Raw genomic sequence first — 23,657 nt, forward strand, 5'->3', positions numbered from 1 at the left:
ATTACTGGTACGGAGTTGAATCTTAGCATAAAACGAAGGATATTATAGGCATGATTTAATATATAATTAGCTCTGTTCAAATTGTTTAAGCGGTATTCCTGCTTCACTTTTCCATTCCTGAGGGCCGCTGGCGGATCGGGTAAGGATGGCGTCGGCAGCTCTGGAAGAAGAAGTGAAGATATAATCCTGTTGCAGAACATAAAGGTTACCTTCTAATACCAGTAAACCTTCTTCAATCATTTTTTGACGCTCAACACGAATGCTTTTTGAAAGTGAAGACTGCTCTTGTGACATAAACAAGGAGTCTTTATAGACCACAAAACCTTCGGTAGAAGGGCTTCCTTTGGCTAGAGCACCAGCCGTTATTTTACAGTAAAAAACAGCTTTACTCACTTGAGTAGATTCGACGGTTTCTTCTAGTGTTTCAAAAATTCGGTGACCGAGTGTTGCGGTTAATAATTTAATGTAGTCTAGAAATTCTTCTAGTTCAGCTTGTTCGGCTTCAGATAGTTCTGAGCGAGTAGGTATATTCTGTTCAATCGTATACCGGTTAGCTGCACGAGCTAATTCGTAAAGTCGGTTCTCCAGATACTTTACACTGGCTTTATTGAGATATTTGTCTTTGCTGCTGAAGAAAATAACTTCATTCCAAAAGTCTTTACTGCGTAAATGATCTTCCAGCCGTGTAATGACCACTTCTGCTTCTCCAATGTAAGCCTTATCTTCATTATCAATCCCCTTACCCATTAGTAGGTATACGCCAGGCTTTTGGAATTCAGGTCTGTTTCGGTATTCCTTGAGTTTAATCCGAGGTATCTTTACGCCAATCCCAGTCCAATTGCTAAGTTCTGCGGTAGTTAAACCATTGGGAGTGCCATCAACCAGAAACAGACGTATTGTTTTACCGTAGGAGGCCATGCGTAAATTCTTGAAAAAAGTATGAATAAAAAGTAGAATAGAACGTCCTGATTAAATTATCAACTCACATTCGAAAACTCATTAATCCGCTTCAATTTCTCAATGAGCAAAGAAGACTTTTCCTGGAAGACCCCTTGTACGCCATCCTGATGATAATGCGTAAAAGGAGCTTCAAAGAGTAATCTGGGATGAACTGAACCCTGTTGCGTTAGTAAATCGATGAGTTCATTGATGAAATTCATTTGGGTAGAAGTTAGGGGGCCGTTTTGAAGAAAAACTGAAAAAGCCTCCTTCGCTGCAGATCGATCTAAGCCAACGATACTGCGGACGAATAGACCCAGGGGTTGATTACCTAGTTCTTTCTCAAAGGCCGTTCGGGAATCGAAGCCCGCTCCCTCAAACAACATACGATCCAGCTCCGCTAATTCTGCCTGAGTGATAGGCAGGCCCTTGTGTAATTTTCGAATGGTCAGGTGGTCACTGTTCTCCAGAATGATTCGTCTCAATTTGGCATAATGACTCTCCAGATTCCCGTAAGAACCTCTGAATTCTTTTACTTCAATGTCCGTCATTAATTCATCCTGGAAAGAGGTAAAGACGAGTTCCTGTTTTTCAGAACCAAGTAAAACCATTAATTCCCGCCATTCTTCCCGGATTTGCTCTAAACTAGTTATACTGACCTCATGCCAGAATTCAGGTTGTAATACTGCTTTGATGGAAGAGAGGTGAGCAGCCACCAGCGGCACATTACTTTTATTCTCAACAAAATCCCTGGCAATGTCCTGTACGCGGTTAATGTACCTCAGACGCGTAGGATCTGACCGCAACGTAGCCAGCTGAAGCGAGAGCATTAGGAGATCAAAGCGTTTAGTTAATTCGTGTGACTGCTGGTCATGAACCAAGGGGGCAATGTGCTCGGTTACTTCCCGAATATCTTTTTCCCGTAAGCCATTCCAGGCATCTCGCTGGTTGAAGGTCTCAACGGCCCGCCAATGCATTTGCACCTCAAATCGCTGCGGATCTAAATTGCTCGTTTGACGATGCAGATACGAATCAATAACCCGGGCGGCCAGAGTTGCATCCTCATGTGTAGGCCGGGACTGTTGTAGTAAATACACCAGCTCTGTACGGGATGTAAAAAGCTTTTCGCTCAGAGAAACCGTTCGGCTAGGCTTGATACCTTCAGGATTCTGATCGAAGAAATCAAAAACTTGACAAACGTCGAATACGTAAAAATCCTTTTTATCATCATCCGGACCATACAAATCTCTGCATAACCGCGTGCCCCGGCCCAACATCTGCCAGAATTTCGAAGCCGAATATACGGGTTTGAAAAACACGAGATTAACTACCTCCGGTACGTCAATTCCCGTATCGAGCATATCGACGGAAATGGCAATCTGAGGACGTCTATCTTTGTTTTTAAAGTTTTTGATCAGGTTCTCGGATTCACTGTTGTAGTTATCAATGACTTCCGCAAACTGGCCTGGCTGACTTCCCTTTTGAAATTGCGGGTAACGCGTATCAAAACGTTCTTTCAAAAACTCCGCGTGTCGGTGGTTACGGGCAAAAACAATGGTTTTACCGATCTTTTCACCGCCTTCCACATACTTTCCATGGGTTAGCAGAGCCTCCCAAACTTTATCAACGGTATCGGTATTGAAGAGCCAGGAATTAATGGCTCGGCCATCTACCTGATCGGGAATTTCACCCGTTAGGGGGTCACGAAATTTGCGTTCATACTCTTCTTTTTCTTCGGCCGTCAATTCGGCGTATCGAATGCCGGAAGTCGGGAATTTAAGACCCAGTTCTACTTTTTTAATAGGTACAAGAAAGCCATCGGCTACGGCCGTAGCGTACTCATAGGCATCCGTGGGCTGGCTTGATTCACAATGAAAAATAGCATAAGTGTCCCGGTCCGTTTCGTCTTTGGGTGTAGCCGTCAGTCCCAGATATAGGGCATCGAAGTATTCAAATAGGCTTCCGTATTTGTCGTATATCGAACGGTGAGCTTCATCGATTACCACTAAATCGAAATGACCGATGCCGTATAAACGTTGCCCGTTTTCGTAGTCGGTATCAATCCGATTGAGTATGGTCTGATACGTAGAAAAGACAATCCGGGCTTCTCCTAAATCATCGTCTTTAGTCAGGTCAATACTGGTAAGCGAAGGCAGGTTCTTATTGAAATCTTCCTTTGCCTGCGTGACTAATGCATTCCGATCCGCCAGAAATAGAATCCGCTTCGCCCAGTTCGCTTTTGATAATACGTCTACAATAGCTGCTGATACCCGGGTTTTGCCCGTACCCGTAGCCATGACCAGTAAGGCTCTTCGTTGATTTTCGTCCTCAAAGCGTTCACTTACTCGCTTAATCGCCCGTTTTTGATAGTAACGGTTGGCAATGGTTTGATTTACCGGAATCTCATGTAGGGACTTTTGCTGGGTCCGTCGGAAGATGGCCCGCTGCATTTCTTCTTTTTTATGAAAGCCGTATACTTTTCTCGGTGGGTATCTCAGATCATCCAGAAAGTACGTATCAAAACCATTGGTATAGTAGATCAGCGGACGCTGACCGTATTCTTTTTGCAAAGCATCCGCGTAGCGAATAGCCTGCCCCCGGCCCTTTTCTACTTGCACCCGTGTGCGTTTGGCTTCAACGACAGCCAAAGGTTTCCCATCATCGCCCCATAAGACGTAATCAGCCTTTAACAGCTTTATCTCGCCGGTTTCATCATCCACAGCGTGGATGGCAAACTCACTGGTGCGGGCAGCCAACGGATTCCAGGCGGCTTCTTTCAACAGCAGATTGATGTATAAATCCCGTGTCTGGGCTTCGCTGAGTACCTGAGGTGCAGCAACCTGGCCATTGTGCTGACGGCGTTCTTCATATTTGAGTTGCTTCTCGCGGAGTTGCTGTAACTCATCTTCCTGCTCGGTTTGTATAATTTTACTGCGTTCTAATTCCTGAGCCGCCGCCAGTACCTGAGCTTTCAATTGCTCCAGCTCTTTTTGCAATAGGCTGTCAGAGCTGGTTGGAATCAACGATTCATCAAAGCTTTGGGCTTCGGGAGGGTATTCGGCGAAGGTACGGACAATGAAGAGCGAGAATCGGAACAGATACTTGACGCAGGCCAGGGATTCCTCCGGCGTGATGGGGATGTGACTACTGGTATGAGCAGCCGTATTACCAACCTTCCGAATCAGATGTAATTCTTTACCGAACTGAATACCGTAGGAATTTTTGAAACTGTATTCGTGCAGTAAGTCGTTGATGTTGGGTTGTTCTTTTTTAGGTAGATCCAGGGAGGAATCCGTTTCATACAGCCAGCGAAGCAGGTTTTCAAGTACGTTGCGAGCGTACATGGCGGAAGCTTTGGGATCGCTAAAAACATATTTCTCAGCTTGAAGGGCGTCTTTCGCCAAAGAGGTCCATTCCGCTTTTAAAAAAGAGAAATTAGATTTCATAGTAGTGGTGTAGGTCGGGTAATGTTTTACGGGTACGGACGGTAGAGAAAAGGAAGCGGCTGAACCTCAGTCCAGCCGCTTCAGAAACTGGACTAAGCGTTGACTACGCTGTCTTTACTTAACATTTCCTTGAGTAACTCCAGGGCTGATTGACGCTGCCGGTCAAGCTCCTGAATTTGCTCGATGATGTCCTCGGGCCGGTCGTAGGTTTTGGCTTCGTATACCACTTCTTTGTATCGGTTGATGCTCAGGTCGTAGCCATTCGCCCGAATTTCTTCCAGGGGCACCAAAAAGCTTTGCTCGGTGCGGCTGCGGCTGGCTTCTTCGCTGAGGTTCTGCCAGCGGGTTAAGACATCCGCCAGGTTATTGTCTTCGTGCTTACTTCCGGCCAGCCATTCGTCAAACAGCGTCCAGTCGGACTTGGCGGTTTGACCGTCCGTTTCCAGCGTTTGGGGCTGGAAGCCCAGCGGCTGCCGCTTGTCGTCCAGGCTGTAGCCATCGGCTTTCAGGTCGTAGAACCACACGTTTTGCGTACCGCCCGAATTCGTTTTGGTGAAGATCAGAACCGCCGTGCTAACCCCCGCATACGGTTTGAACACGCCGGAAGGTAACGAGATAACCGCCTGAAGCTGATGATTCTCAATGATTTCTTTCCGGATCTGCGTATGAGCTTTAGAAGAACCGAACAGAACGCCATCGGGTACGATTACGGCGGCCCGACCGCCAATCTTAAGGCCGCGAAGGATTAAAGCCAGGAACAGCAATTCCGTCTTTTTCGTGGAAACGGTAGCGGCGATGTTTTTTTCTACGGCTTCCTGATCGAGCGTTCCCTTGAAGGGCGGGTTGGCCAGAATCAGACTGGCTTTTTCCACGAAGGCACTGTTGGCTTCCGAAAGGGCGTCTACGTCGTAGAGCTGGGGCGATTCGATGCCGTGCTGAAGCAGGTTCATGGCCCCGATCCGGATCATGGTGGCGTCGAATTCCATACCCATGAACAGGCTTTTTTCAAAGTGTTCTTTCGCCGCCGGATTACCGAAAATCTCCTGACGGTAATGCTGACTCAGGTATTCGGCGGTGCCGACCAGGAAGCCGCAGGAACCCGCCGAGGGATCGCACACGATGTCTTTGGGGTGGGAGCCATTAACTCCACAATCAGCTTGATAATGTGCCGCGGCGTGCGGAATTGCCCAGCCTGCTTGGCGACCGAAAGCTTACTGAGCAGGTACTCGTAAATATCGCCTTTCGTATCCTGATCGGTCATGGAAACCTGATCGATAAGATCGACAACTTGCTGGAGCAGGCGGGCGTTAGGAATAAGAAAGGTGGCCCCCTTCATGAATCGCTGAAAATCGCTGCCGGCGTAGTTTCGCATGAAATCAAAAACGCCGTCTTTCTGCGTAAACAGATTCAGCATTTCGCTGGATTCCAGTTCTTTGAACCGGCTCCAGCGGAGATGATAGTCTGATTCGGGGTACACCGGATCGGTAATGTCTTCGCCCAACAAGGAAGCTTTAAACTCTTTAGTAATTTGAAGATCATCGAGCCGTTTGATGAATAACAAATACGTGAATTGCTCGATAACGGTGAGCGGGTTAGAGATGCCTCCCGACCAGAAGGTATTCCAGATGCGATCTATTTGAGAGCGTTTTTCGCCAGTTAACATAGTGGTTCGTTGTTAGGGGAGGGTTGTTGAGATAGTTTGCTAACAACCGTCTAATCGTTGGTAATTTGTAGAGATCTTCTCTAGAAAGTTTCTACCGTTTTTTATACTTCTCCAGCGAATGCTTTGCTTAATAAGCTTTGAAATAAGGCTTCACTGGATTCTAATTGTCGCTGAACGATTTCCTTTTGTTCTTCTATTTCGGTGACTATTTGAGCGAACTCATTTTGTAATTGAATAGGAGGTAATATAAAAGGAATTTGTTTCAATTTAACTCCAGTTAAATGAGCAATTGTTGATATTGTTACAAAGTCTTTCAACTGATTATTGTCACAATAATATCTAAACAAGAATTGTATAAAAAGAGGATCGGCTGTTTCAAGATTTAATCTTAGTCTGTGTATAGCTTTTTGAAAATAAATATCAGTTAATTGATCTTTCCAAATAGCACATCTACCTACTTCGCCACCTTCACAAATTAATAAATCACCTGGTCTTAGTTTAAACTCTTCTCGTTCGTCTTCAGAAAAGTCCATTTTTGCTAGGTTATTTAGCTTGAACCTACCCCAAAGAACATTTGAATTTCCTAAATATGGGAAAGTATTATTGCCAGTCTGCTTTTTTGAATCAAGCATTTTCCCTAAGCGAGCTATGCCAAAATCTCCTAATTTTTTCACTTCCCACCCCATAGGATTACTCACCGGATCCCCGAACATCTCCAGAAACGTACTTTGAATCAATTGATTATAGTGTTGCAGGAGCTGGCGGTCTTTTTGCCGAAGCTCATCCGCCTGATCTAAAATCGCCGCAATTCGCTTTTGCTCGGAAAGGGGGGGGAGGGGAATTTCTAAGGACTTAACTATGCCTAATGAAATATTTTGCAATGTTCCGCCAACAGCTCTATTCAAAAGGAAATCTCTTTGTGACACAAACCAAAACTTTAAGTATTGTAAATCAACTTGATTGGTATGATTTGGTCTAATTCCTAAAATAGCCTGATTTGTTGACATCGAACAAGCTGTAATCCCTACTTTACCAACTGATCCATACATTGCTAATAGCAATGTATTTTCTTCAAATATTCTATTGTTGATAGAAGCTAACCCTTTTTCAGTTATTTTTTCTTCAGTGTCTATTATATATCCACCTTGAGCGGTTTCTATATCACTAATTTTAGCCCAAGGTATTGTGCCATTTTCATAGAATTCACTATTACTTCGAGAAGGTGTACCTCCACTATTCATTTTGCATACTTCTCCCAACTTCACCGTTTTCCAACTCATCTTCATTGAATTAAAAGTTAATAGCAGCCACAACTGCCGTATCTACAAAAGTAAAAAATCGCGAACTGAGATACTAATGCAAGGTTAGTAATTAGTTTAGTATCCAATTTTCATTGAAAAGGTTAACAGTTCATTGATTGTACCTCTCTGTTTTTCATGTCTTTACCTACGCTCAAGACCCTGCTGCTCATTGAAGAACTGCCCACGGATGGGCACGCTCCCATGAAGTTTCTCTGTGAGGACAGGCAGGTTTATTACTGCAAGTATCGCAAAGCGGTCAAGAAAGAAGAGATTGACATGCTGGGGTACGAGGTCATTTGTCATTCGTTTCTGCGTCAGCTCGGGGTACCCACTCCATCGATTGCCCTGATTGAATTGCAAGAGGAGTCTTTTGATCCGAAGCAATTACTTCAGAACCGGAAATACGCCAAGCCCGGCTGTATTCTGTTTGGGTCGTTGGAAGTGCCGGGGGCGGATATGGTTCGGGATACGGAGTTGATCCGAACCGAGCGAGACTTTTCTAAACTTGAAAATCCCGCTGATCTCATTCGAATTGCTGTTTTTGATCTCTGGGTGGATAACATCGACCGAGGTCGCTCCATTGCCCCACACGCCTATAATTACAACCTGCTGACGGCTCCGGTAGAGAAAAAAAGACAAATCATCGCTTTCGATCACGCCTTTGCTTTCGGTGGTGAAAACGGTCTGCGATTCTACAATCCCCAATTGCCCTTTTCGGCCCGAGACCGACTCATCACCAGTCCCTTTTTTGTATCTATTGTGAAACATATTCCGCCCGTGGAACGTTTGAACATAGCTCATGAGTTTTTACATTTGTGCGGTGAAACTGCTAGTCACACGATATCGAACGCTTTCAGGGATTTTTCGCCGAGCTGGCAAATCCCGTTACCGCTTGAAAAGCGGATGGTAATGTTTTTGTCTGATCAGCCACGATTAGATCAGATTGAAGCCATGATTGACTCTTGTCTAAAAGCCTTTTAAGTACTACCATGCAATCCTATATCGTACCCGTTTATATTCAAACCAATACCCTTTCGCTGGAACGAATCACCATTGGCCTGCTGGGCCTTTCGGAACAGGTTTTGTTCCAGGTATCGGCGACTAAAATTTCCGTAGCCAGTAAGCTCAGCAAAACCTCGGTCAAGTCTTTTATACAGGAAACGCTGGACTTGCTCAAGCAAACCGTAGATGAGCAGAATACGATGTCAGCTCAAACCTACGCTTTTCCTAAAAAAGAGCTTTTTCAGAAAGAATACCTAAACTACCTCAAGCAATACAGTCATGGACTGCTGCAATTTGGAGAGGCCATGCCCGTAGCTATGGCTTTAACTGAGCAAAGCTTTGCACCTTTGTACGAAGCCTTTGTAGGAGAGGCCTATTCCGTCTCAAAACCGGCTCCGAAGAAAAATCTACGTACGAAAGTCAAAGAGATCTTATCCATTCCGGCCCTCGAAGAGAAAGCAGACATTGAATACAAAGTGGAACCCAGCAAGCTGGAGGGAATTCTGAAAGAGGTCACGGTGAGTTTGCTGACCAAGAATGGTACGTTTCAAGCCATTCAGGCGGTAGACTTTTCTACTTCCGACGAAACCATTAATAAGAATCTTAATGAGTTTCAGGTGTTTGCCTCCAGCCTTACCAAGCTCTCCCAGAAAAAATTCAACAAACCGGGGGAATACAAAGTAGTGGCAGAAGTTCCTGAAATCAACACGCCTCAGTATGAGCTTTATCAGGAAGTAAAGGCCATCAAGAAAGACGTGTTTGAAATCGTTTCTCCGGCTGAGCTACCCCAGATTACGCAGTATATCTTATCGCATTCTTATTCCAAAGCTTCGGATTATTTGTAGGGAGCCCACCGCGTGTATTTCGGTACACGCGGTGGATTGCGTATTACTCTTCCAATAAACCCGCAGGTTCTGGAAGTTCTTCAAAGTCGTCAAACTCCGCCAGTGCGTGCCCGGCAATACCGTTAATCGAGCCCACGATTCCGGTCATGGAGTCCAGTACCGAATCCAGCATCTTTTCACGTCGTTTCCAGCGGCTTTGTGTCTGCTTTTTTTCCTGCTGTAGTTCCTGACGGAACCCTTCAAAGACATCGTGGATGAGTCGTAAGTGCGTGGCAAACTCCCGTCCGGTCATGTATTCATACAACCGCTGGGTTTTCGTACCCTGATTGGCCTGCACGACCTTCACACTGTCCACCTGCATCACCGTACTGCGTAACAGCTTCGAGACGGCAATGACTTCTTCCAGGGTACAGATGACAATACCTTCTTGGCGAAGCTCAAAACGCGTACAGCCTTTGGGTAAGGTTTGCGTGACTAACACCCCCACATCGGCCTTTCGCAGTTGCATATCGGCTTTTAACTTAGAAAGCCAGTCGTCATTGAAAACCTTTGTGCGTTTACTTTCGTAGAGAATAGTGCCGCAACTCTTTCCGTGAGCATTCCGAACACTTTGCACTAAATCGGCTCCATTTTCCCCTTTCTTTATTTCCTCGAAAGCATCGAAGGGAAACTCAGCTTTTAACACTTGCTCGAGCACTGCTTCCTGAGCTTCGCCCTGTACCTGCATCGAGCCCTGCTCCATTTTCCGCTTCATGTCTTCCACGCGTTCATTCAACTGCCGAATCAACGTATCGCGTTCCTGCAAGGCCAGTTGCGATTGTTGCTGAGCCCGCTCCATAGCTCGGGCTTCGAGTTGCTGGCGTTCGCTGGCTAATTGACGTTCCAGTTCAGCCGTCATGCCGGCCTTCGCTTCTTCCAGTTCTCGCTGTTTACGAAGCAATTCGCCTTCCTGACGACGCAACTGGGAGATTTGCGACGACTGATCGGATAGCTGCTGACGAAGCTGCTGGGTTTCGGCTGCGTTTTTACTCGTCAGCTCCTGCTGTAACGACTGGCGGAGCTGAGCTTCCAGGGTTTGCCGTTGCGTAGAAAGTTTTCGCTCAACTTCCGCATCCAGAGCTGTTTGACGAGCGTGCAGATCATACGCCCGCTTATTCAATTCATCGGAACGAAGGGACCACTTCGAGCGGTACCGAGCTTCAATCTGTTCGGCTAATACGGACTCAATGTTGATTTCGTGCTGACACTGGGGGCAATGAATGTGCTGTTGCATAAGAAAGGGGTTTGGTGTGATTAATTCATTTCGCCCTTACTGATGAAAAGGATATGCCTTAAAAAATTAAACGATTCAAAAAAGTGATATAATTACATTTAAATGTCTGTATTTCAACAATATGTAAAATATAATAAATATTTTACAGGTGATTGCTTAGTGATTTTATATATCAATAAATGATATTACATGTACCAATAAATGATATATGAAAACACTTATTTCCTGGTTAGCCTTCAACAACGATTTCAAACCGGATACTCCTGGCGTGAATAAGGAGGGCCCAACGTTTCAGTTCCACCAGCATTTTTATAAGACTTACGATCGGCATGTCCTATTGTCAAGTGGAAATGAAAGAAAAGAAGACTTGAAGTTGACGCATTTGCTCAATGAAATCATGCGGAACTTCCCGAACCATCGGGTCGAGCCTCGTTACCTTTCGATCAGCGACGTGATTGATGTCAACGAAATCCGTAGTAAAATAGAACGCCTGCTACTGGAGATGAGAGGCGACGAAATTGACATATTCATTTCTCCAGGAACACCCGCCATGCAAATGGCTTGGTATTTGTGTCATATTTCATTAGGCCTAAGGACCCGACTGCTTCAAACTCGGTCACTCCGCTACTCTAAATCTTCCATTCCAGAGTTAATAGAGGTAAAAATAGAACAGTCGAGTGTACCCGTATCAGCTATTTTAAGTGAGGAACGAAAATCGGATTCAACGTCAAGCTATGCTATAACCGAATCATTACAACCCCTATATAAACAGGCCCAGCTGGCCGCTCAGGCGGATCGAGTAACTTGTCTGATTCGAGGTGAGCACGGTACGGGCAAGGAACACTTGGCCCGGTATATTCATGACCAGTCTGCTCGGCGTAAGGAGAGTTTTGTGTCCATTAACTGCTCAGCACTCGGCGATACCTTGCTAGAGTCTCGCTTATTTGGATATAAGAAAGGAGCATTCACGGGAGCCGACAAGGATACCAAAGGCTTGTTGGAAACGGCCCATGGCGGAACCGTTTTTCTGGATGAAATCGGTGATGTTTCGCTTTACATGCAACAGAGTTTACTCCGGGTACTTCAAAATGGCGAAATTCTGCCCGTAGGAGCCACAAAACCCGTACAGATTGACATTCGTATCATTGCTGCTACAAACAAGCCACTCGAGCAGATGGCAGAACGCGAGCAGTTTCGCTGGGATTTATATTACCGGCTTTCCGTAGTAGAGCTGCATTTGCCTCGTGTAAAGGACCGCAATCAAAAGGAAGTGGAAGAACTTTTGACTCTGTTTTCAAAACAAATTCCTCTTGAAATGAGGCGTGAAAAACCGCTTACTTTATCGACTGAAGCTAAAAAAGCGATTCTAAACTATTCGTTTCCTGGGAATGTCAGAGAATTAGAAAACCTAATCCGACAACTATGCGTGTTCTATACCGAAGAAGTACAGCTTAGAGATTTACCGCCCAAAATTCAAAGCCCTAAGCGATCATCCACCGAACCAGAAGGCTTTAATTGGGCTGACCATGAAAAAGCATTAATTCAGCGAGCGTTTGTCCACTTTAAGGGGGTACAACGTCAAATGTGCCAGGCTTTAGGATACGGATCTATTAATACGTTACGGAAAAAGATTGAGGAGTATGGCATTAAATGATCGTACACTGTTCAATGCTCGCACCACTGGTGCGAGCATTGAGTTAATACGTTGCTATTCAGCTCAAGAACTCAAGCCAGTAGTTTATTCTTGCCGGGAGTATTTTTTTATTTTGGCAAACGAATGCATACAGTTCTTCAGCCTGGAGCACCGTGAAATCATTTGAATCCGCAGTAACTACGCCTTCAGTGCAAAATAAAAAGACATGATCAGCTATACCATGTAACCGATCATCAAGAAGGACCGTGCCCTGCTTTACTTGAGCAATAGCCGTTTTCGAAGTGATGGAATGTTTAAGGATAAATTCATAACCAATAGTGGTCTGTTTACAAGAACTTGGAATCAGATAATACCCTTTCACTTTCTGCAGATAGATTCCTACAATATCTTCACAATCATCAGACCCAATAAAACGGAAAAATTCTTGACTTGACCGAGTAGCTGAAAACTTTTTGTTGGCATCCCCAGAAAAGGCCCATTTTGAAAAGCTTTCCATAAGCGGGTCGTAAATAGCTTGAAACGTTTTAGCAGGACGGAAACAAGCTACTATTTTCCCTGGTACATTCTCTTCGCTTCCAACTTTTATCCACTCGCATGCCCGTTGGTTGGGAATGTCGAGTTCCAGATGAAGAGGATCGTTGGAATAATACCAATCCCCTTGAATACATCCCAAGTAATAGTTCCCATTTTTATCACGAGCCCAGACATAATCACCTATGATAGGATCCTGTGCAAAGGGGATGGAAGCTACTCGAACGCCGTATTCTACTCTAGCGGCTTGTTCATACGCTTCGGGAGATGATACTTCAGCAGGAACTGGCCATCCAATACCGGCAATATGATGGTTAATACAATAACTCACCACATCGTCGTGAGTTTTTTCATTTTTCGGTTCAGGCCGGAGGTGAAGACGCCAGAGCATAATAGGTAACTCGTTGTTTATGAAAAAGCAGATATTTCTTGTAAAATAAAATAAAGCGAATCCTTTAGATCAATGGGAATAAGATCTATGTCTTTCCCAAATATACAGTTAGGATTGAGCTGGCGATCATAAAGGTTAGATAGGAAATGATAGTATACTGGAACACAGCATATTTTTAGTTATTGAGTTGTTATCTTTAATGGTCTCCTTATGATAAATTGGCTATAAGTTCCGAACATACTATCTACAAAAAATCCTATGGCATTTTACAAACGAACCTTTTCAAAACGTTATTAAAAGTAACGTTAATTCTTTATGATTTTAATTCATTATCTACACAAGTATGTCTAGATAGAGGATTAAGATAGTCACTAAGCTACAACCTGCTTTAGAAATGCTGATTTACTTTCAAATACCGGTGTATGAACTTGCCTTGCAAATTTGTTCATGAGCACAAGCACGTTCAAGTGGTTTGGGTATGAGTCTTGATGTATTGTTTAGGCGTAAGATGCGTAGCTTTTTTGAAGGTCGTGTAAAACGTAGTTTTGGAATTAAAACCCGCTTTGAGACCCATACCCAGCAGATCTATATGCTTGAGGTCATCAGATAATAGCAGGGCTTTCGCTTCCTGAATTCGCAGTTCATTAATAAACTGGTAAAAGTTCTTACCTAATCCAGTATTGAGTACGTACGATAACTCATGGGTGGTAATGCCTGTTTTTAGTGCCAAGGCTGACAGGGTTAGTTGCGGATTCAGATAGAGCTTTTCGTCCTGAGTTTTTTGCAGGATGATCCTTTGGAGTTCGCTAACCTGAGCGGGCGTCAGTCGTTCATTATGCTCTTTCTTAGCTTCTATCTCGTCTTTTTCTACGGGAAGAGAAGATTCTGTTAAGTAAATGGATTGTTGAGTTAAGCTAGTATAAGCCAGCACAATGATCCCAGCAAAATAGAGAATCGGGGAAAAAGCAGTGATTTTAGTAATGAATAGGCTCAGGAGGCGAATACAGATCAACACCAATACCGAAGCCAGGAGGTAGCTGAGCCACTTCAGATCAATGTTTTCGGTAAATGAAGAGAGCAATTGGATGTTTGTTCGGTGGCGACGGAGCAGAGCAAAGCAGCTCATCCAATAATAAATCATTTGGCCCAGGAAAAAATACCGGACTATAAACCTGATCCAGGCCGGTAGAGAAGGTACATAAGCTTCAGGACTAGTGAGAGCGGGTGTTAAGTAGACTAAAGAAAAGAGAAGAAAAAGAAGAAAAGGCACGAAATGCAAAAGCCTGTTTTGAGGAGATAAAGTTGGGGCCACGTAATAATTTACGGCCATATATAAACAGGGAAGCATCGCCCACCTGGGTAATTCCAGGAGATGAGACCACCCGCCGGCATCCAGCTTAAATGCTTCCAGAAAAAGCTGGGTAAAAGTACAGGCAAGGATCAAACAGAAGGCTCCCAGCCATCGGTCGGCGGAGGGGTTCACCTTCGTGAACCCCATTAAAAATAAAGATCCTAACAGCCCTAATGCTCCCGCTGAAAAGGCAAAGAACGTAGCTAAGACAGGTAAGTCGGACATAAGATCATGGGCAAGGCTGCTGAATGAATTGAGTACAAAACCTTTGATGGCTCTATAGCCAGAGGGGAACACCAATCCAGCCGTGTATCGTCAGTACTACAACCAGGTAAACCAAAAAGATACTATTGAAAAGCAAGGCAAATCTTACCCAGGGTCTCGTTAGCTCATCCCACTGGCGATACAAAGCGTAGGCTCCAAGGATAATTCCCAGGGCAAATAAGATCATACCGGCGAAGATAGAGAAACTGGTTGCATTTAGGTAAGTAAAGAGTTCTTTATGAATTTCATCCGTTGCTCCCAGGAGTCGATAGGATAGACCCAAACAAAGGATTCCCACTGATGAGAAAAGTGGTATAGAAAGCTGCGTCAGGTTAATCTTTTTAGCTGATAAGAGAGGTATGCCCGCCATTGTATAGAGCAGGGACAAGCAAGCAGCAAGGAATCCCAGGTAGATAGGGATTTTTTGCAGGAGAATGGGTGCGTATGATGTTTTTCTGTAAAATCGGTTGCCGTACCCTTGAAAAAACGCACGGCCTTCTCCATCCTGGCTTATTACTGCAGAAGGGATGATGTCTCCCTTGAATCGAAATATTCCCTTCCCCACGTGAATCAGTGAATCAATTGGACCATTTCCTGCATCAATGATGAGTTTATCTTGATGAATAGATACGAGTGTAATGCCGGAAAATATTCTCTTGTAAAACTCCCACCTTTCATTTTTGGGATTCATGAATTGATAATAACCTAACAGCGGTTTCATCGTTGACTGATCAATCGGTAGAGCGGTTAGCGGGGGTGCCTGGATATCTTTCGTTAAGAAATCTTCAATAACCTGGGAGACGGGCCATAGATTCGTGTTACAATTGGTGGAAACGGAGTACGCTATCCCCGCTTTGCGGTTAAAGAATACCCAGGAGCTAAAGCCTTCCCCTTTCCATTATGCCCTCTGAAGGTTAGTTTGTGATTATTGGGAAAGAGCTCATTGCCCAGAGCATAGCCCGTTTGTAGCCCCTTCTGACTAGCTAAGGTGCTGTGGATGGTTTCCATCTGTACCTGATCATGCTCACCCAGCAACTCAGCAGCACGGTCAGCATGGACCAGGGAACGCATAAATTTAGTCAGGTCCGAGGCCGTTGAAACCAGCGATCCCGCAGCTCCATTGCCGCTGGGTCCATAAAGAGGTAACGAGGTAAAGGCTTTATTCGTAAAGTTATATCCTTGGGCATAGAATGGGAGTTTCTTACCATCTCGATCAAACAGGGTATGGTCCATTTTTAAGGGTCGAAGGATCACCTGATTTAGATACTGATCCCAGGGCAACCCCGACGCTTTCTCGAGTAGATACCCTAACACCACATAACCCGGATTGGAATAGGACATCATCTGACCGGGTTTCCAGCGGGCATTCAGGGAGTGCTGTACCGATTGAACGGCCTGAAGGCCTTCGAGCGGTATTCCGCTGGTATGGACCATTTTACTTAATTCAATGTCTTCAAAACCCGCCGTATGCTCTAATAGGTGCACCAGCCTTACGGGGTGCGTGGATTCCCAGGGGTTGGTAAAAGGGATTTCGGGGGCAATGATGCGTAAGGGATCATTCAGATGCAGTTTACCCGTTGCGATTAGTTTCTGAATACCTATGGCTACGAAAAACTTGGTGATGGAGGCCAGATGAAACTGCGTATGGACATCAACTTTGAGGTGTTGCTGTATATCGGCATAACCAAGCCCGGCCGAAAAGTGGCTGTCCTTCGTTACCATGGCAATCATCAATCCCGGCAGGTGCTCTTTTTCGATGACTTGCCTGAGTTTTTTCATCAGTGAGTCGGTGGAAGCCTTTGGAAAGCCAGGAGTTTGGGCGTTAACAGCAGGGCAGGAAAACACCAGTAGAAATAGGATCACGCGTAAAGTGCGACTTTGGCTCATTGTTTTTTTGCCAAAGTACACCAGGCCCCTTATTTGGGAGTTCGGTTCTATCCAAGCGAACTAAAAAGGGAAAGGTTATAGAAAAACCAGTAGTAGGAGAGGGAGATAAATTCAACCATAAAAGAAACCTTTACGCTCATGCCTGCTATTTTAAACGCTCCATTTCGTCCGGGCTTACGTCCCGTTTATTGGTTAACGTTACCTGTGACCGACCAAAAGTATAGTTCAACGTAAGCCGTAGGATCCGACTCTGCCATTTTTTTAAGGTTTCCTGTTGAATGTTCTGATAGTCATAGCTAGTCTTATAGCGGTCGCTGTAGAACAGATCACTTCCTTCCAGAGCGACAAAGCCTTTTCCTTTCACAACCATTTTCTTTATTCCTGCCGAAGCAGTACCTACCGAAAAAACCCGGGATAATTCATAGAGACTAGGGGATGCATATTTCAGGAGTAACCAAGCCGACCAGCCTTTTTTCAACTGCCAGTCGGAATTAAGCTGAGCCGTCCAGTTCCATTGAGCCTGATGAAGAGGTGTGCTGATGCGATTATACAATAAGGCCAGATCCGTGCTTAGCGACCAACTTTGTTGAGTTGCAGGGCCTGACCCGTAGCGATGTACCAGGTTTGCAACTGGCCTATGCTCTGAGGGCTGGATTTACTGACTTGCCGGAGCGGATCATACGTGAATACGTCCAGGGTCGCATCTTTTAAATAAATATAATTGACCGTTAAAAGTCGGGTGTTGTTTACTACATAGTTGAATTCTGCGATTTGAGCTAAAGCAGGTTTCAAGGCGGGATTTCCGGCTTGAAGGGTATAAGAATCGGTGTAGTAGGAGAAGGGATTTAGATTCGTATAAACTGGTCGGATGATACTCTTTCGATAGGAAAAGGTAAGCTGATGGGTTCCTGGCCGGACCATCAGAGAAGCGGATGGGAATAAGTATCCATACTGGCGATGAACGAGTTGACGCGTGTCGTCAAAGCCCTGGGTGTGCTCATACCGAACACCCACCTTTAGATCCAGAGGCCCGAATGGTTTCTGAAGGGATACATAGAAGGCTTGAATGTGTTCCCGATACGTAAAGGCATTGGCATATCCAACGATAGGTCGCTGATCGGATCCTAACAGGGAATCCTGGTTAACGACGTTTGTATTGGTAACCTGGCCAGTCTTTACTCCCGATTCTAACGTGGCAAAGGCCGTTTTTTTGATCCAGTCTGCTTTAAAAGCGTAAAGGGTGGAGGAACGAAGCAGATTCTGCCTGGAATCAAAACGAAACTCAGGTGCAGAGCCCATGGTGTAGAAATTGCTAAACCAGTCCTTCTGATCTGATTTGATGTGGTAGTAGTCGCCGTCAAGGGTGAGGGTGGAACCCAGCGTATCCAGCGTTCGCTTATAAAATGCATGGAGAGCCCCACTCTGAGCCTGAGACTGATGGTTATCTTGCCGGTTTACATATACTGGGTTTATGGACCCTTCTTGCGATAGCTGACTCTCCGTTTGTCGCGTAGTCCACTGTTGCATGAGCTTACCATCCAGGCCTAAGACTTCGTGCGGAGAGCGTTGATAACTCAGACCCATGAGGCTTGAAAAACCTTTGGGCCGGGTGAGTTGCTGACTTATCTGATCCATGCGATGGTTCTGGGTTTGTCGGTTCGTCGTTTCTATCTCGAAAGAAGGACTATAATCCGCTCCCCATTGACCATATCCCTGCCATCGGCCTTTCCGGATCGTAGTCATGGTAGATAGCCCGGATCGGGTTCTGGCCAGTGGTGTGATGGAAAGCGAGGTGTTTACGGAATAGCCATCTTCACTACGCTGGTTGAGGTGAATGTCTATCACCCCTCCCGAGCCCGCTGCATCGTAGGATGACGGTGGCGTGGGCAAAAAGTCAATGGATGCAATGTCACCCGCCGATAAGCTTTTTAGATAGCTCAGCAGGGCACTTCCCGTCAGGTAGCTTTGCTTCCCATTGATATAGACTAGGACATTCATTTTTCCCTGTAAACTTAAGTCACCCGATTGTTCCAGCTTGACGCCCGGAATGCGTTGCAAAAGATCAAGAGCCTGATCGCCCCGGGTATGCATGGCCTGAACGTCCACCCGGAACCGATCGGACTCATAATAAATCACCGGCTTTTTGGTCCGGATTACTACTTCATTCAAGGTCTGTGAGTAAGCCAGTAAACTCAGCTTTCCTAAATCCATTCGCGAAGAGTAACAACGGATTGAATCCGTAACCAGGGTTTGATAGCCTACATGCGACAGGCTTAGTCGGTAAAGTCCTTCGTTTATTTTCTCGAAGGAAAATCGCCCGTCACTCTGCGAAACGGCATCGTGGGAACGAACAGGGCTGGAATAAGACTCCAGAATCACCTGTACCCCTGCCAACGGCTGGCTGTCCGTGGAACTTCTGACTTGACCACTCAGGGCGAAAGACTGGCTATAGGCAGCATTCAAAGGAAATAGAGTCAAATTGCTTAACAGGGTAAGACAATAGAGAGAGAAAATGAATCGGGGCATAACCGGTAGGAGGGGAGGTGTACGGATAGCAAAGATTCCATGGCCCTCGAACCGATCCTAGTTTATTATCCCAATGCCCTGAACCGGTATGTGAAAGCGGGTAAACAGCATTTACATAATAGATCAGGCCACTAACATAATGTTCAGCCATTCGCTGGATTAAGCTGTATTTTTGAAGGATGAAGCGAAGTCAGTTGCCCTTGATTTTTGTGCTGGTCTGGTTTATATCTACCCTGTATTTACTAACCGGGGCTATTGTATTTAACCGGGTATCCCTGCAAAGCATCCTGCTGATTGTAAGCTCACAGCTACTGCAAATGGGCGTGATTCTGGCCAGTGCTCTCTACATCTTTCCCCGGTACTTGAAGGGGCAAACGCTGGCTAAACTATTCGGAAGCATTGGGGCTGTTCTGACCGGATTTGTCCTGACCCGCTATGGGCTGGAAGAAATCCTGCTCGTTGACTGGCTGGGTCTGTCCACCCGGGAACGAATCGATTTACCCTTTTTCATCTATGAAAACATGTATTACTCGTTCCCGGGCGTGTTTATTGGCTTTATCATTTATCTGTTAACCAGATCGTACGCGACCCAGACTCACAATCAGCAGTTAGCTCAGGAGCTTCGGCAGGCTGAGCTTTCCTTGCTGAAGTCGCAGCTCAACCCGCATTTTCTTTACAATACCCTGAATTATCTTTACGCGATGGCCTTACCCCTGCCGGGTCCCCTGGCTCCGGCCGTGATGAAACTTTCGAAAACGTTGCAGTATACGCTCACCAGAAACCGCAGGGAGCAGGTATCCTTGGAAGAAGAGATCCAGTTTATTCAGGATTATCTGAGTCTATACCAGCTACGCTTTTCCCCGGCTTTTCACTACCAGCTACGGGTGGAGGGGCCCGTGAAGTCCGTAGAAATACCTCCCTTATTGCTGCTGCCGTTCATCGAGAATGTTCTCAAACATGGGGTGACCAATGATCCGGAGTTTCCCATCTCGATTACGCTAACGATCCGTGATTCCCAGCTCCTCTTTCAGATCCGGAATCGCGTGAATCGCCATTCCCAACTTCCATCGACCGGCATTGGACTGGAAAACGTAAAACGGCGGCTGGCCCTGCTGTACGCAGACCGCCACGCCCTGACCATCCGAAGCCAGGTCGACACCTTCCATGTTTCTCTGATGCTAAGCTTATGAGTATAAAACGACCCTACCGCTGTTTAGCCCTCGATGACGAGCTCTATGCTACGCAGGTAATTGAAACGTACCTGGCTGAAAACGCTGACTTTACCTTGGTCAAAGCTACTACGGATGTATACGAAAGCATACGGCTGGTGAACGCCGGACTCATTGACCTGGTGTTTGTAGACATTCAGATGCCGGAACTGACCGGGCTTCAATTCGTCAAAATTTGTGGGGATTCGTGTAAAGTGATCCTGACTACGGCTTATCCTGAGTACGCTCTGGAAGGCTTCAATCTGGACGTAGTGGACTACCTGGTTAAGCCGATTGCGTTGGAACGCTTTCAGAAAGCCTTGTCCAAATTTATGGCTCTGCAGGGGGTGGACTCCTCAGGTTCCACGCCGGAGAAAACGCACCTCTTTCTGAAAGGAGATGCCAAACACACCTTTCATCGGGTTGCTTTTAGTGACATCCTTTACATTGAAGGATTGAATAACTACATATCGGTGTATACTACTCAGCAACGCATCGTGACGTATATGGCCCTGAAAGAGATCCTGGAGCTACTGCCGCCCAGGCAGTTTTGCCGGGTCCACCGCTCCTACATCGTTTCACTCGCCCACATTCGGCTGATTGATGGAGGGATGATTTACCTGGGTTCGAAAGCCATTCCTGTTAGTGACACGTACAAGGCGGGCTTTTACGAATTAATTAATAATCCCTAGGACAGGGTATAAAGGTTTCTATTGATACAGGTAAATAATAGTACTCCTATTGCTAAAAGTAAGACCGTTTAGAAAAGCTATCATACGTTCTTTTATGGTGAGATGTAATAGTATTGAACCTTCGAATTACTTCAATTTCGTTAAATAAATGGGTTCCACTGTATAGCCCTGGTTCCGTAGCAGACTAATGACTCCCGTTCTGTAAAAAAGGTGCCCTATTCCTACCGCAATCAGACAGGGCTTACTGGAAATACAGGTAATAATTTTAGGGATCCAATTTTTATTTCGCTGCTCGATGGGAATGAAATCAAAATCGCTAGAGTGCTCCATCGGGGTAGGTTCATGATCCAGTTGATAATCAAATTTCATTTGCCGATAATAGAGCCGAGCCTGATCGGCATCGTCTAACCCATAGACATTCCAGTGGGGCTTATCGCTATTTTCAATGTACTTCAGCGAACGGGAGAGATAGGCTTTTGCGTAATCTATCGTTGTTGAATCAAAAGCAGTAAAAGGAACACGGTCCAGACGATCCACTTGCTTGCCTTTGGACTCATAAAGTTTGAATAAATCCAGATCCATGAATTGAGTAATGCCATCCGGTTTTGAAGATGAGGCCAGGAGTACGGTTAGAATCGCCGTTTCCATTTCGGGTACGGTCATGGCTTCGGCTTCTGTATTGTGTTTGATGCCTTCGCCTACCCGGGCCACAAAGAAAGAATCTAGTGTGTTATACTGAGAAGGGGTCAATAAGGGTAGTGCCTTAAGCAAAGATGCTTTAACGGAAGGTTGGTTGGATTGAGTCGTAAACGCTTCGGTAAGCAGGTGTTCGGTATGATCTAGTACGTTTAAAATTTCAGAGTGCTTGTAGAGCCATTCCACCTCCATTAAATGCATCGTTCCCAGCAGATAAGAAGGCTGAGATAGGGTTTTTCCTGAAATTTTCCAAAGAACCGTGGCAGGACTTGAGGGGGAAGGATGCTCGCAGGGGAATTGTGCCCAGTTGGAGAATGACATTCCTGTCCACATCCACATCACTGCGATCAAGTGAACGAGTGCTTTCATAAGCTAGAGGTTAAACGATAGAAGGTAGTCAACGTATAAGGTTGACGGTACTTCTGACCTGGATGAAGTTAATGCAGCAGCTTCATTTTCCATTCAACTCCTGGTGTGGAATCGTGATTGGAGACTCTTCGTAAATGATAGGCCTGGTTTAAAAAACCTGCTTATGCCTGCTTTGCCGGTACATCAGAGTGAAATAAAAGCCCAAAAGAGTAATGAATGAACCAATAATCACGTAAGACAGACTAGTCAGATTTTTCTCTATTTTACGGTTATGCTCATCAATGGTATACTGCATGAATCTGGTTTTGACCCGGGCTTTTCCACTGCGAAAGTAAGTACCAGAAAGGTATTCCGGTTCGGCAATGATTCTTCCCTGACGGGTAACATAGCCGATGCGTTCGTTTTTAATTAGTAGAGCTATGCCCTCGTGAAATATAGAAACGTTATCATAGGAAACCGGAACGATAAGCCGGCCTACAGAATCTACTATTCCTTTTTTCTGCTTTTCCTGAATGATCGTATATCCATCTTTGATACTAACGATGGAGTCTACACGAAAGGGATAGGCTACCTGTTGACGTGCTTGAAGCAATCCCCATTTCTATTCTTCTTCGCCCAGAGGCTGCTAAAAGAAGCGGGCCTAAGATCCTCAAAAACAGGCTTCATGATTTCAACTCCCGTCTCTGCGTCCAGATACCCATATCCCTGATTCCACCTGGTTTGATACCAGCCCCGCCACTGGTTCTTTCGGGTCGTGTCAATCAGATCATAAGTCAGAGGTAGTTGTAACTGGGCATTCGCTCCTAATAACCCGTATTTGCCGCTTTTAGCCACTACTCGCAGCGGACGAGAATAAGCCACGTCTTCAATAAAATCAAACACCCGGGGCATGAGTAACTCGCCCTGATGAGTGAGGTAATTGGGCTGGTGATTCCGGTCAACCACCAGGCAGATGCCGTTGTGAAATTGAGTGGTGATGAAAGGACTAAATTTCTCTTTGAAGACGACCCGGTTGTGTCGGTCAATGAAAAATCCATATCGCTCCAGTGAATCGCCCACAAAAGCCACTCCTTCATGGAAATTACTAATCCAGGTATAGATCAGAGGAATCACTACTTCTCCTTTTGTATTGATAAATCCTGTTCGTCCTTTTCCATGAATGCCCACAAAGTTTCCATCGTGAAGGGGCTTTTTGATCACTACCGGAGCCAGTCCTTCGGTGAAGGCTCCAATGTCATCGTAAGGCTGAGAGGAGAGTCGTTTGCCTTCAGTGGAATACAGATAAGTCTTGAAACTTCGCCGGTATGAAATCGTATCGTTCTGGTAGAGATTGGGGGTATGTATGTATTTACGACAAATAAAAACGCCTTCGCTATACCCAACTTCATCAAATTCCCGGGCCCAATGGGGTTTGTGACTGGTGTAATCAATCATTCCCTGGAACACTTTACTTTCAATAGTATGGAGTGGATCGAGGCTCTGAGCAAAGCCCGGGAAAGGCAGGCAAATCAGTAGCATAGACAGCAACCGTTTCATAAGCTTTTCAGGAGTAAGGATAGATAGAGGTCAGAGGAACGTCCCTGGGTAAATAGACAAACTTAGGTACGCTGAGTAGGTAA

General features: G+C 45.4%; 18 protein-coding genes and 1 pseudogene. 5 read left to right on the plus strand and 14 right to left on the minus strand.

The window, feature by feature from the left end:
• Positions 1-66 precede the first annotated feature (66 nt).
• From BWI93_RS17005 to BWI93_RS17020, 4 genes and pseudogenes are all read right to left on the minus strand, one after another.
• The gene (locus BWI93_RS17005; RefSeq protein ID WP_094813402.1) at positions 67-918 is read right to left on the minus strand and encodes a GIY-YIG nuclease family protein; all 852 of its coding nucleotides are present in this window, start codon (positions 916-918) and stop codon (positions 67-69) included.
• A gap of 59 nt (positions 919-977) precedes the next feature.
• The gene (locus BWI93_RS17010) at positions 978-4,385 is read right to left on the minus strand and encodes a DEAD/DEAH box helicase family protein (protein ID WP_094813404.1); all 3,408 of its coding nucleotides are present in this window, start codon (positions 4,383-4,385) and stop codon (positions 978-980) included.
• A gap of 92 nt (positions 4,386-4,477) precedes the next feature.
• A pseudogene (locus BWI93_RS17015) lies at positions 4,478-6,048 on the minus strand (N-6 DNA methylase).
• A gap of 101 nt (positions 6,049-6,149) precedes the next feature.
• A complete protein-coding gene (locus BWI93_RS17020; protein WP_176454248.1) occupies positions 6,150-7,313 on the minus strand; it encodes a restriction endonuclease subunit S in 1,164 nt (387 codons plus the stop codon).
• Between the two features lie 171 nt (positions 7,314-7,484).
• On the opposite strand from BWI93_RS17020, the gene BWI93_RS17025 reads away from it, so the two are divergent.
• A complete protein-coding gene (locus tag BWI93_RS17025) occupies positions 7,485-8,330 on the plus strand; it encodes a HipA family kinase (RefSeq protein ID WP_094813408.1) in 846 nt (281 codons plus the stop codon).
• A gap of 8 nt (positions 8,331-8,338) precedes the next feature.
• Positions 8,339-9,196 (plus strand): hypothetical protein, encoded by an 858-nt coding sequence (locus BWI93_RS17030; RefSeq protein ID WP_094813410.1) that lies wholly within the window; start codon positions 8,339-8,341, stop codon positions 9,194-9,196.
• A gap of 43 nt (positions 9,197-9,239) precedes the next feature.
• On the opposite strand, the gene BWI93_RS17035 is transcribed toward BWI93_RS17030, so the two are convergent.
• A complete protein-coding gene (locus BWI93_RS17035) occupies positions 9,240-10,469 on the minus strand; it encodes a DUF2130 domain-containing protein (protein WP_094813412.1) in 1,230 nt (409 codons plus the stop codon).
• Between the two features lie 208 nt (positions 10,470-10,677).
• On the opposite strand from BWI93_RS17035, the gene BWI93_RS17040 reads away from it, so the two are divergent.
• The gene (locus BWI93_RS17040) at positions 10,678-12,123 is read left to right on the plus strand and encodes a sigma 54-interacting transcriptional regulator (RefSeq protein WP_094813414.1); all 1,446 of its coding nucleotides are present in this window, start codon (positions 10,678-10,680) and stop codon (positions 12,121-12,123) included.
• A gap of 58 nt (positions 12,124-12,181) precedes the next feature.
• On the opposite strand, the gene BWI93_RS17045 is transcribed toward BWI93_RS17040, so the two are convergent.
• The 6 genes from BWI93_RS17045 to BWI93_RS17070 all read right to left on the minus strand — a co-directional run bounded on the left by BWI93_RS17045 (position 12,182) and on the right by BWI93_RS17070 (position 19,010).
• Complete coding sequence (locus BWI93_RS17045) at positions 12,182-13,045, minus strand: hypothetical protein (protein ID WP_094813416.1); 864 nt, start codon at positions 13,043-13,045, stop codon at positions 12,182-12,184.
• A gap of 463 nt (positions 13,046-13,508) precedes the next feature.
• Complete coding sequence (locus tag BWI93_RS27890; RefSeq protein WP_176454249.1) at positions 13,509-14,186, minus strand: AraC family transcriptional regulator; 678 nt, start codon at positions 14,184-14,186, stop codon at positions 13,509-13,511.
• 487 nt (positions 14,187-14,673) lie between these two features.
• Positions 14,674-15,381 carry a hypothetical protein gene (locus BWI93_RS17055; protein ID WP_094813420.1) on the minus strand — a complete coding sequence of 236 codons (708 nt, stop codon included), beginning with the start codon at positions 15,379-15,381 and terminating at the stop codon, positions 14,674-14,676.
• A 122-nt stretch (positions 15,382-15,503) separates the two neighbouring features.
• A complete protein-coding gene (locus tag BWI93_RS17060) occupies positions 15,504-16,547 on the minus strand; it encodes a serine hydrolase (protein WP_094813422.1) in 1,044 nt (347 codons plus the stop codon).
• Positions 16,548-16,692: 145 nt separating this feature from the next.
• A complete protein-coding gene (locus tag BWI93_RS17065) occupies positions 16,693-17,100 on the minus strand; it encodes an outer membrane beta-barrel protein (RefSeq protein ID WP_176454250.1) in 408 nt (135 codons plus the stop codon).
• Between the two features lie 17 nt (positions 17,101-17,117).
• Positions 17,118-19,010: a TonB-dependent receptor gene (locus tag BWI93_RS17070; RefSeq protein WP_176454251.1), complete on the minus strand. Its 1,893-nt coding sequence runs from the start codon at positions 19,008-19,010 to the stop codon at positions 17,118-17,120.
• A 242-nt stretch (positions 19,011-19,252) separates the two neighbouring features.
• Between BWI93_RS17070 and BWI93_RS17075 the strand changes: the two genes are divergently transcribed.
• Positions 19,253-20,263, plus strand: a complete 1,011-nt coding sequence (locus BWI93_RS17075; RefSeq protein WP_094813428.1) for a sensor histidine kinase — start codon at positions 19,253-19,255, stop codon at positions 20,261-20,263.
• The gene (locus BWI93_RS17080) at positions 20,260-20,973 is read left to right on the plus strand and encodes a LytTR family DNA-binding domain-containing protein (RefSeq protein ID WP_094813430.1); all 714 of its coding nucleotides are present in this window, start codon (positions 20,260-20,262) and stop codon (positions 20,971-20,973) included. The genes BWI93_RS17075 and BWI93_RS17080 overlap by 4 nt, the downstream gene beginning before the upstream one ends.
• A 126-nt stretch (positions 20,974-21,099) precedes the next feature.
• On the opposite strand, the gene BWI93_RS17085 is transcribed toward BWI93_RS17080, so the two are convergent.
• From BWI93_RS17085 to BWI93_RS17095, 3 genes are all read right to left on the minus strand, one after another.
• Complete coding sequence (locus BWI93_RS17085; RefSeq protein WP_094813432.1) at positions 21,100-22,038, minus strand: TraB/GumN family protein; 939 nt, start codon at positions 22,036-22,038, stop codon at positions 21,100-21,102.
• Positions 22,039-22,186: 148 nt separating this feature from the next.
• Complete coding sequence (locus tag BWI93_RS17090; protein ID WP_094813434.1) at positions 22,187-22,630, minus strand: WG repeat-containing protein; 444 nt, start codon at positions 22,628-22,630, stop codon at positions 22,187-22,189.
• On the minus strand, positions 22,606-23,556 hold the full coding sequence (locus BWI93_RS17095; protein ID WP_176454252.1) for a WG repeat-containing protein: 951 nt from the start codon (positions 23,554-23,556) through the stop codon (positions 22,606-22,608). Before BWI93_RS17095 ends, BWI93_RS17090 begins: the two co-directional genes overlap by 25 nt.
• Between the last annotated feature and the right edge of the window lie 101 nt (positions 23,557-23,657).

It is taken from the genome of Siphonobacter sp. BAB-5385, from assembly GCF_002261125.1.
In the GTDB taxonomy this organism is placed as follows: Bacteria; Bacteroidota; Bacteroidia; order Cytophagales; family Spirosomataceae; genus Siphonobacter.

Excerpts from the sequence above, each read along its gene's own strand:
- BWI93_RS17005 (WP_094813402.1), bottom strand. The coding sequence starts at position 918 with ATGGCCTCCTACGGTAAAACAATACGTCTGTTTCTGGTTGATGGCACT.
- BWI93_RS17010 (WP_094813404.1), bottom strand. The coding sequence starts at position 4,385 with ATGAAATCTAATTTCTCTTTTTTAAAAGCGGAATGGACCTCTTTGGCG.
- BWI93_RS17025 (WP_094813408.1), top strand. The coding sequence starts at position 7,485 with ATGTCTTTACCTACGCTCAAGACCCTGCTGCTCATTGAAGAACTGCCC.
- BWI93_RS17030 (WP_094813410.1), top strand. The coding sequence starts at position 8,339 with ATGCAATCCTATATCGTACCCGTTTATATTCAAACCAATACCCTTTCG.
- BWI93_RS17035 (WP_094813412.1), bottom strand. The coding sequence starts at position 10,469 with ATGCAACAGCACATTCATTGCCCCCAGTGTCAGCACGAAATCAACATT.
- BWI93_RS17040 (WP_094813414.1), top strand. The coding sequence starts at position 10,678 with ATGAAAACACTTATTTCCTGGTTAGCCTTCAACAACGATTTCAAACCG.
- BWI93_RS17045 (WP_094813416.1), bottom strand. The coding sequence starts at position 13,045 with ATGCTCTGGCGTCTTCACCTCCGGCCTGAACCGAAAAATGAAAAAACT.
- BWI93_RS27890 (WP_176454249.1), bottom strand. The coding sequence starts at position 14,186 with ATGATTTATTATTGGATGAGCTGCTTTGCTCTGCTCCGTCGCCACCGA.
- BWI93_RS17055 (WP_094813420.1), bottom strand. The coding sequence starts at position 15,381 with ATGAAACCGCTGTTAGGTTATTATCAATTCATGAATCCCAAAAATGAA.
- BWI93_RS17060 (WP_094813422.1), bottom strand. The coding sequence starts at position 16,547 with ATGAGCCAAAGTCGCACTTTACGCGTGATCCTATTTCTACTGGTGTTT.
- BWI93_RS17075 (WP_094813428.1), top strand. The coding sequence starts at position 19,253 with ATGAAGCGAAGTCAGTTGCCCTTGATTTTTGTGCTGGTCTGGTTTATA.
- BWI93_RS17080 (WP_094813430.1), top strand. The coding sequence starts at position 20,260 with ATGAGTATAAAACGACCCTACCGCTGTTTAGCCCTCGATGACGAGCTC.
- BWI93_RS17085 (WP_094813432.1), bottom strand. The coding sequence starts at position 22,038 with ATGAAAGCACTCGTTCACTTGATCGCAGTGATGTGGATGTGGACAGGA.
- BWI93_RS17095 (WP_176454252.1), bottom strand. The coding sequence starts at position 23,556 with ATGCTACTGATTTGCCTGCCTTTCCCGGGCTTTGCTCAGAGCCTCGAT.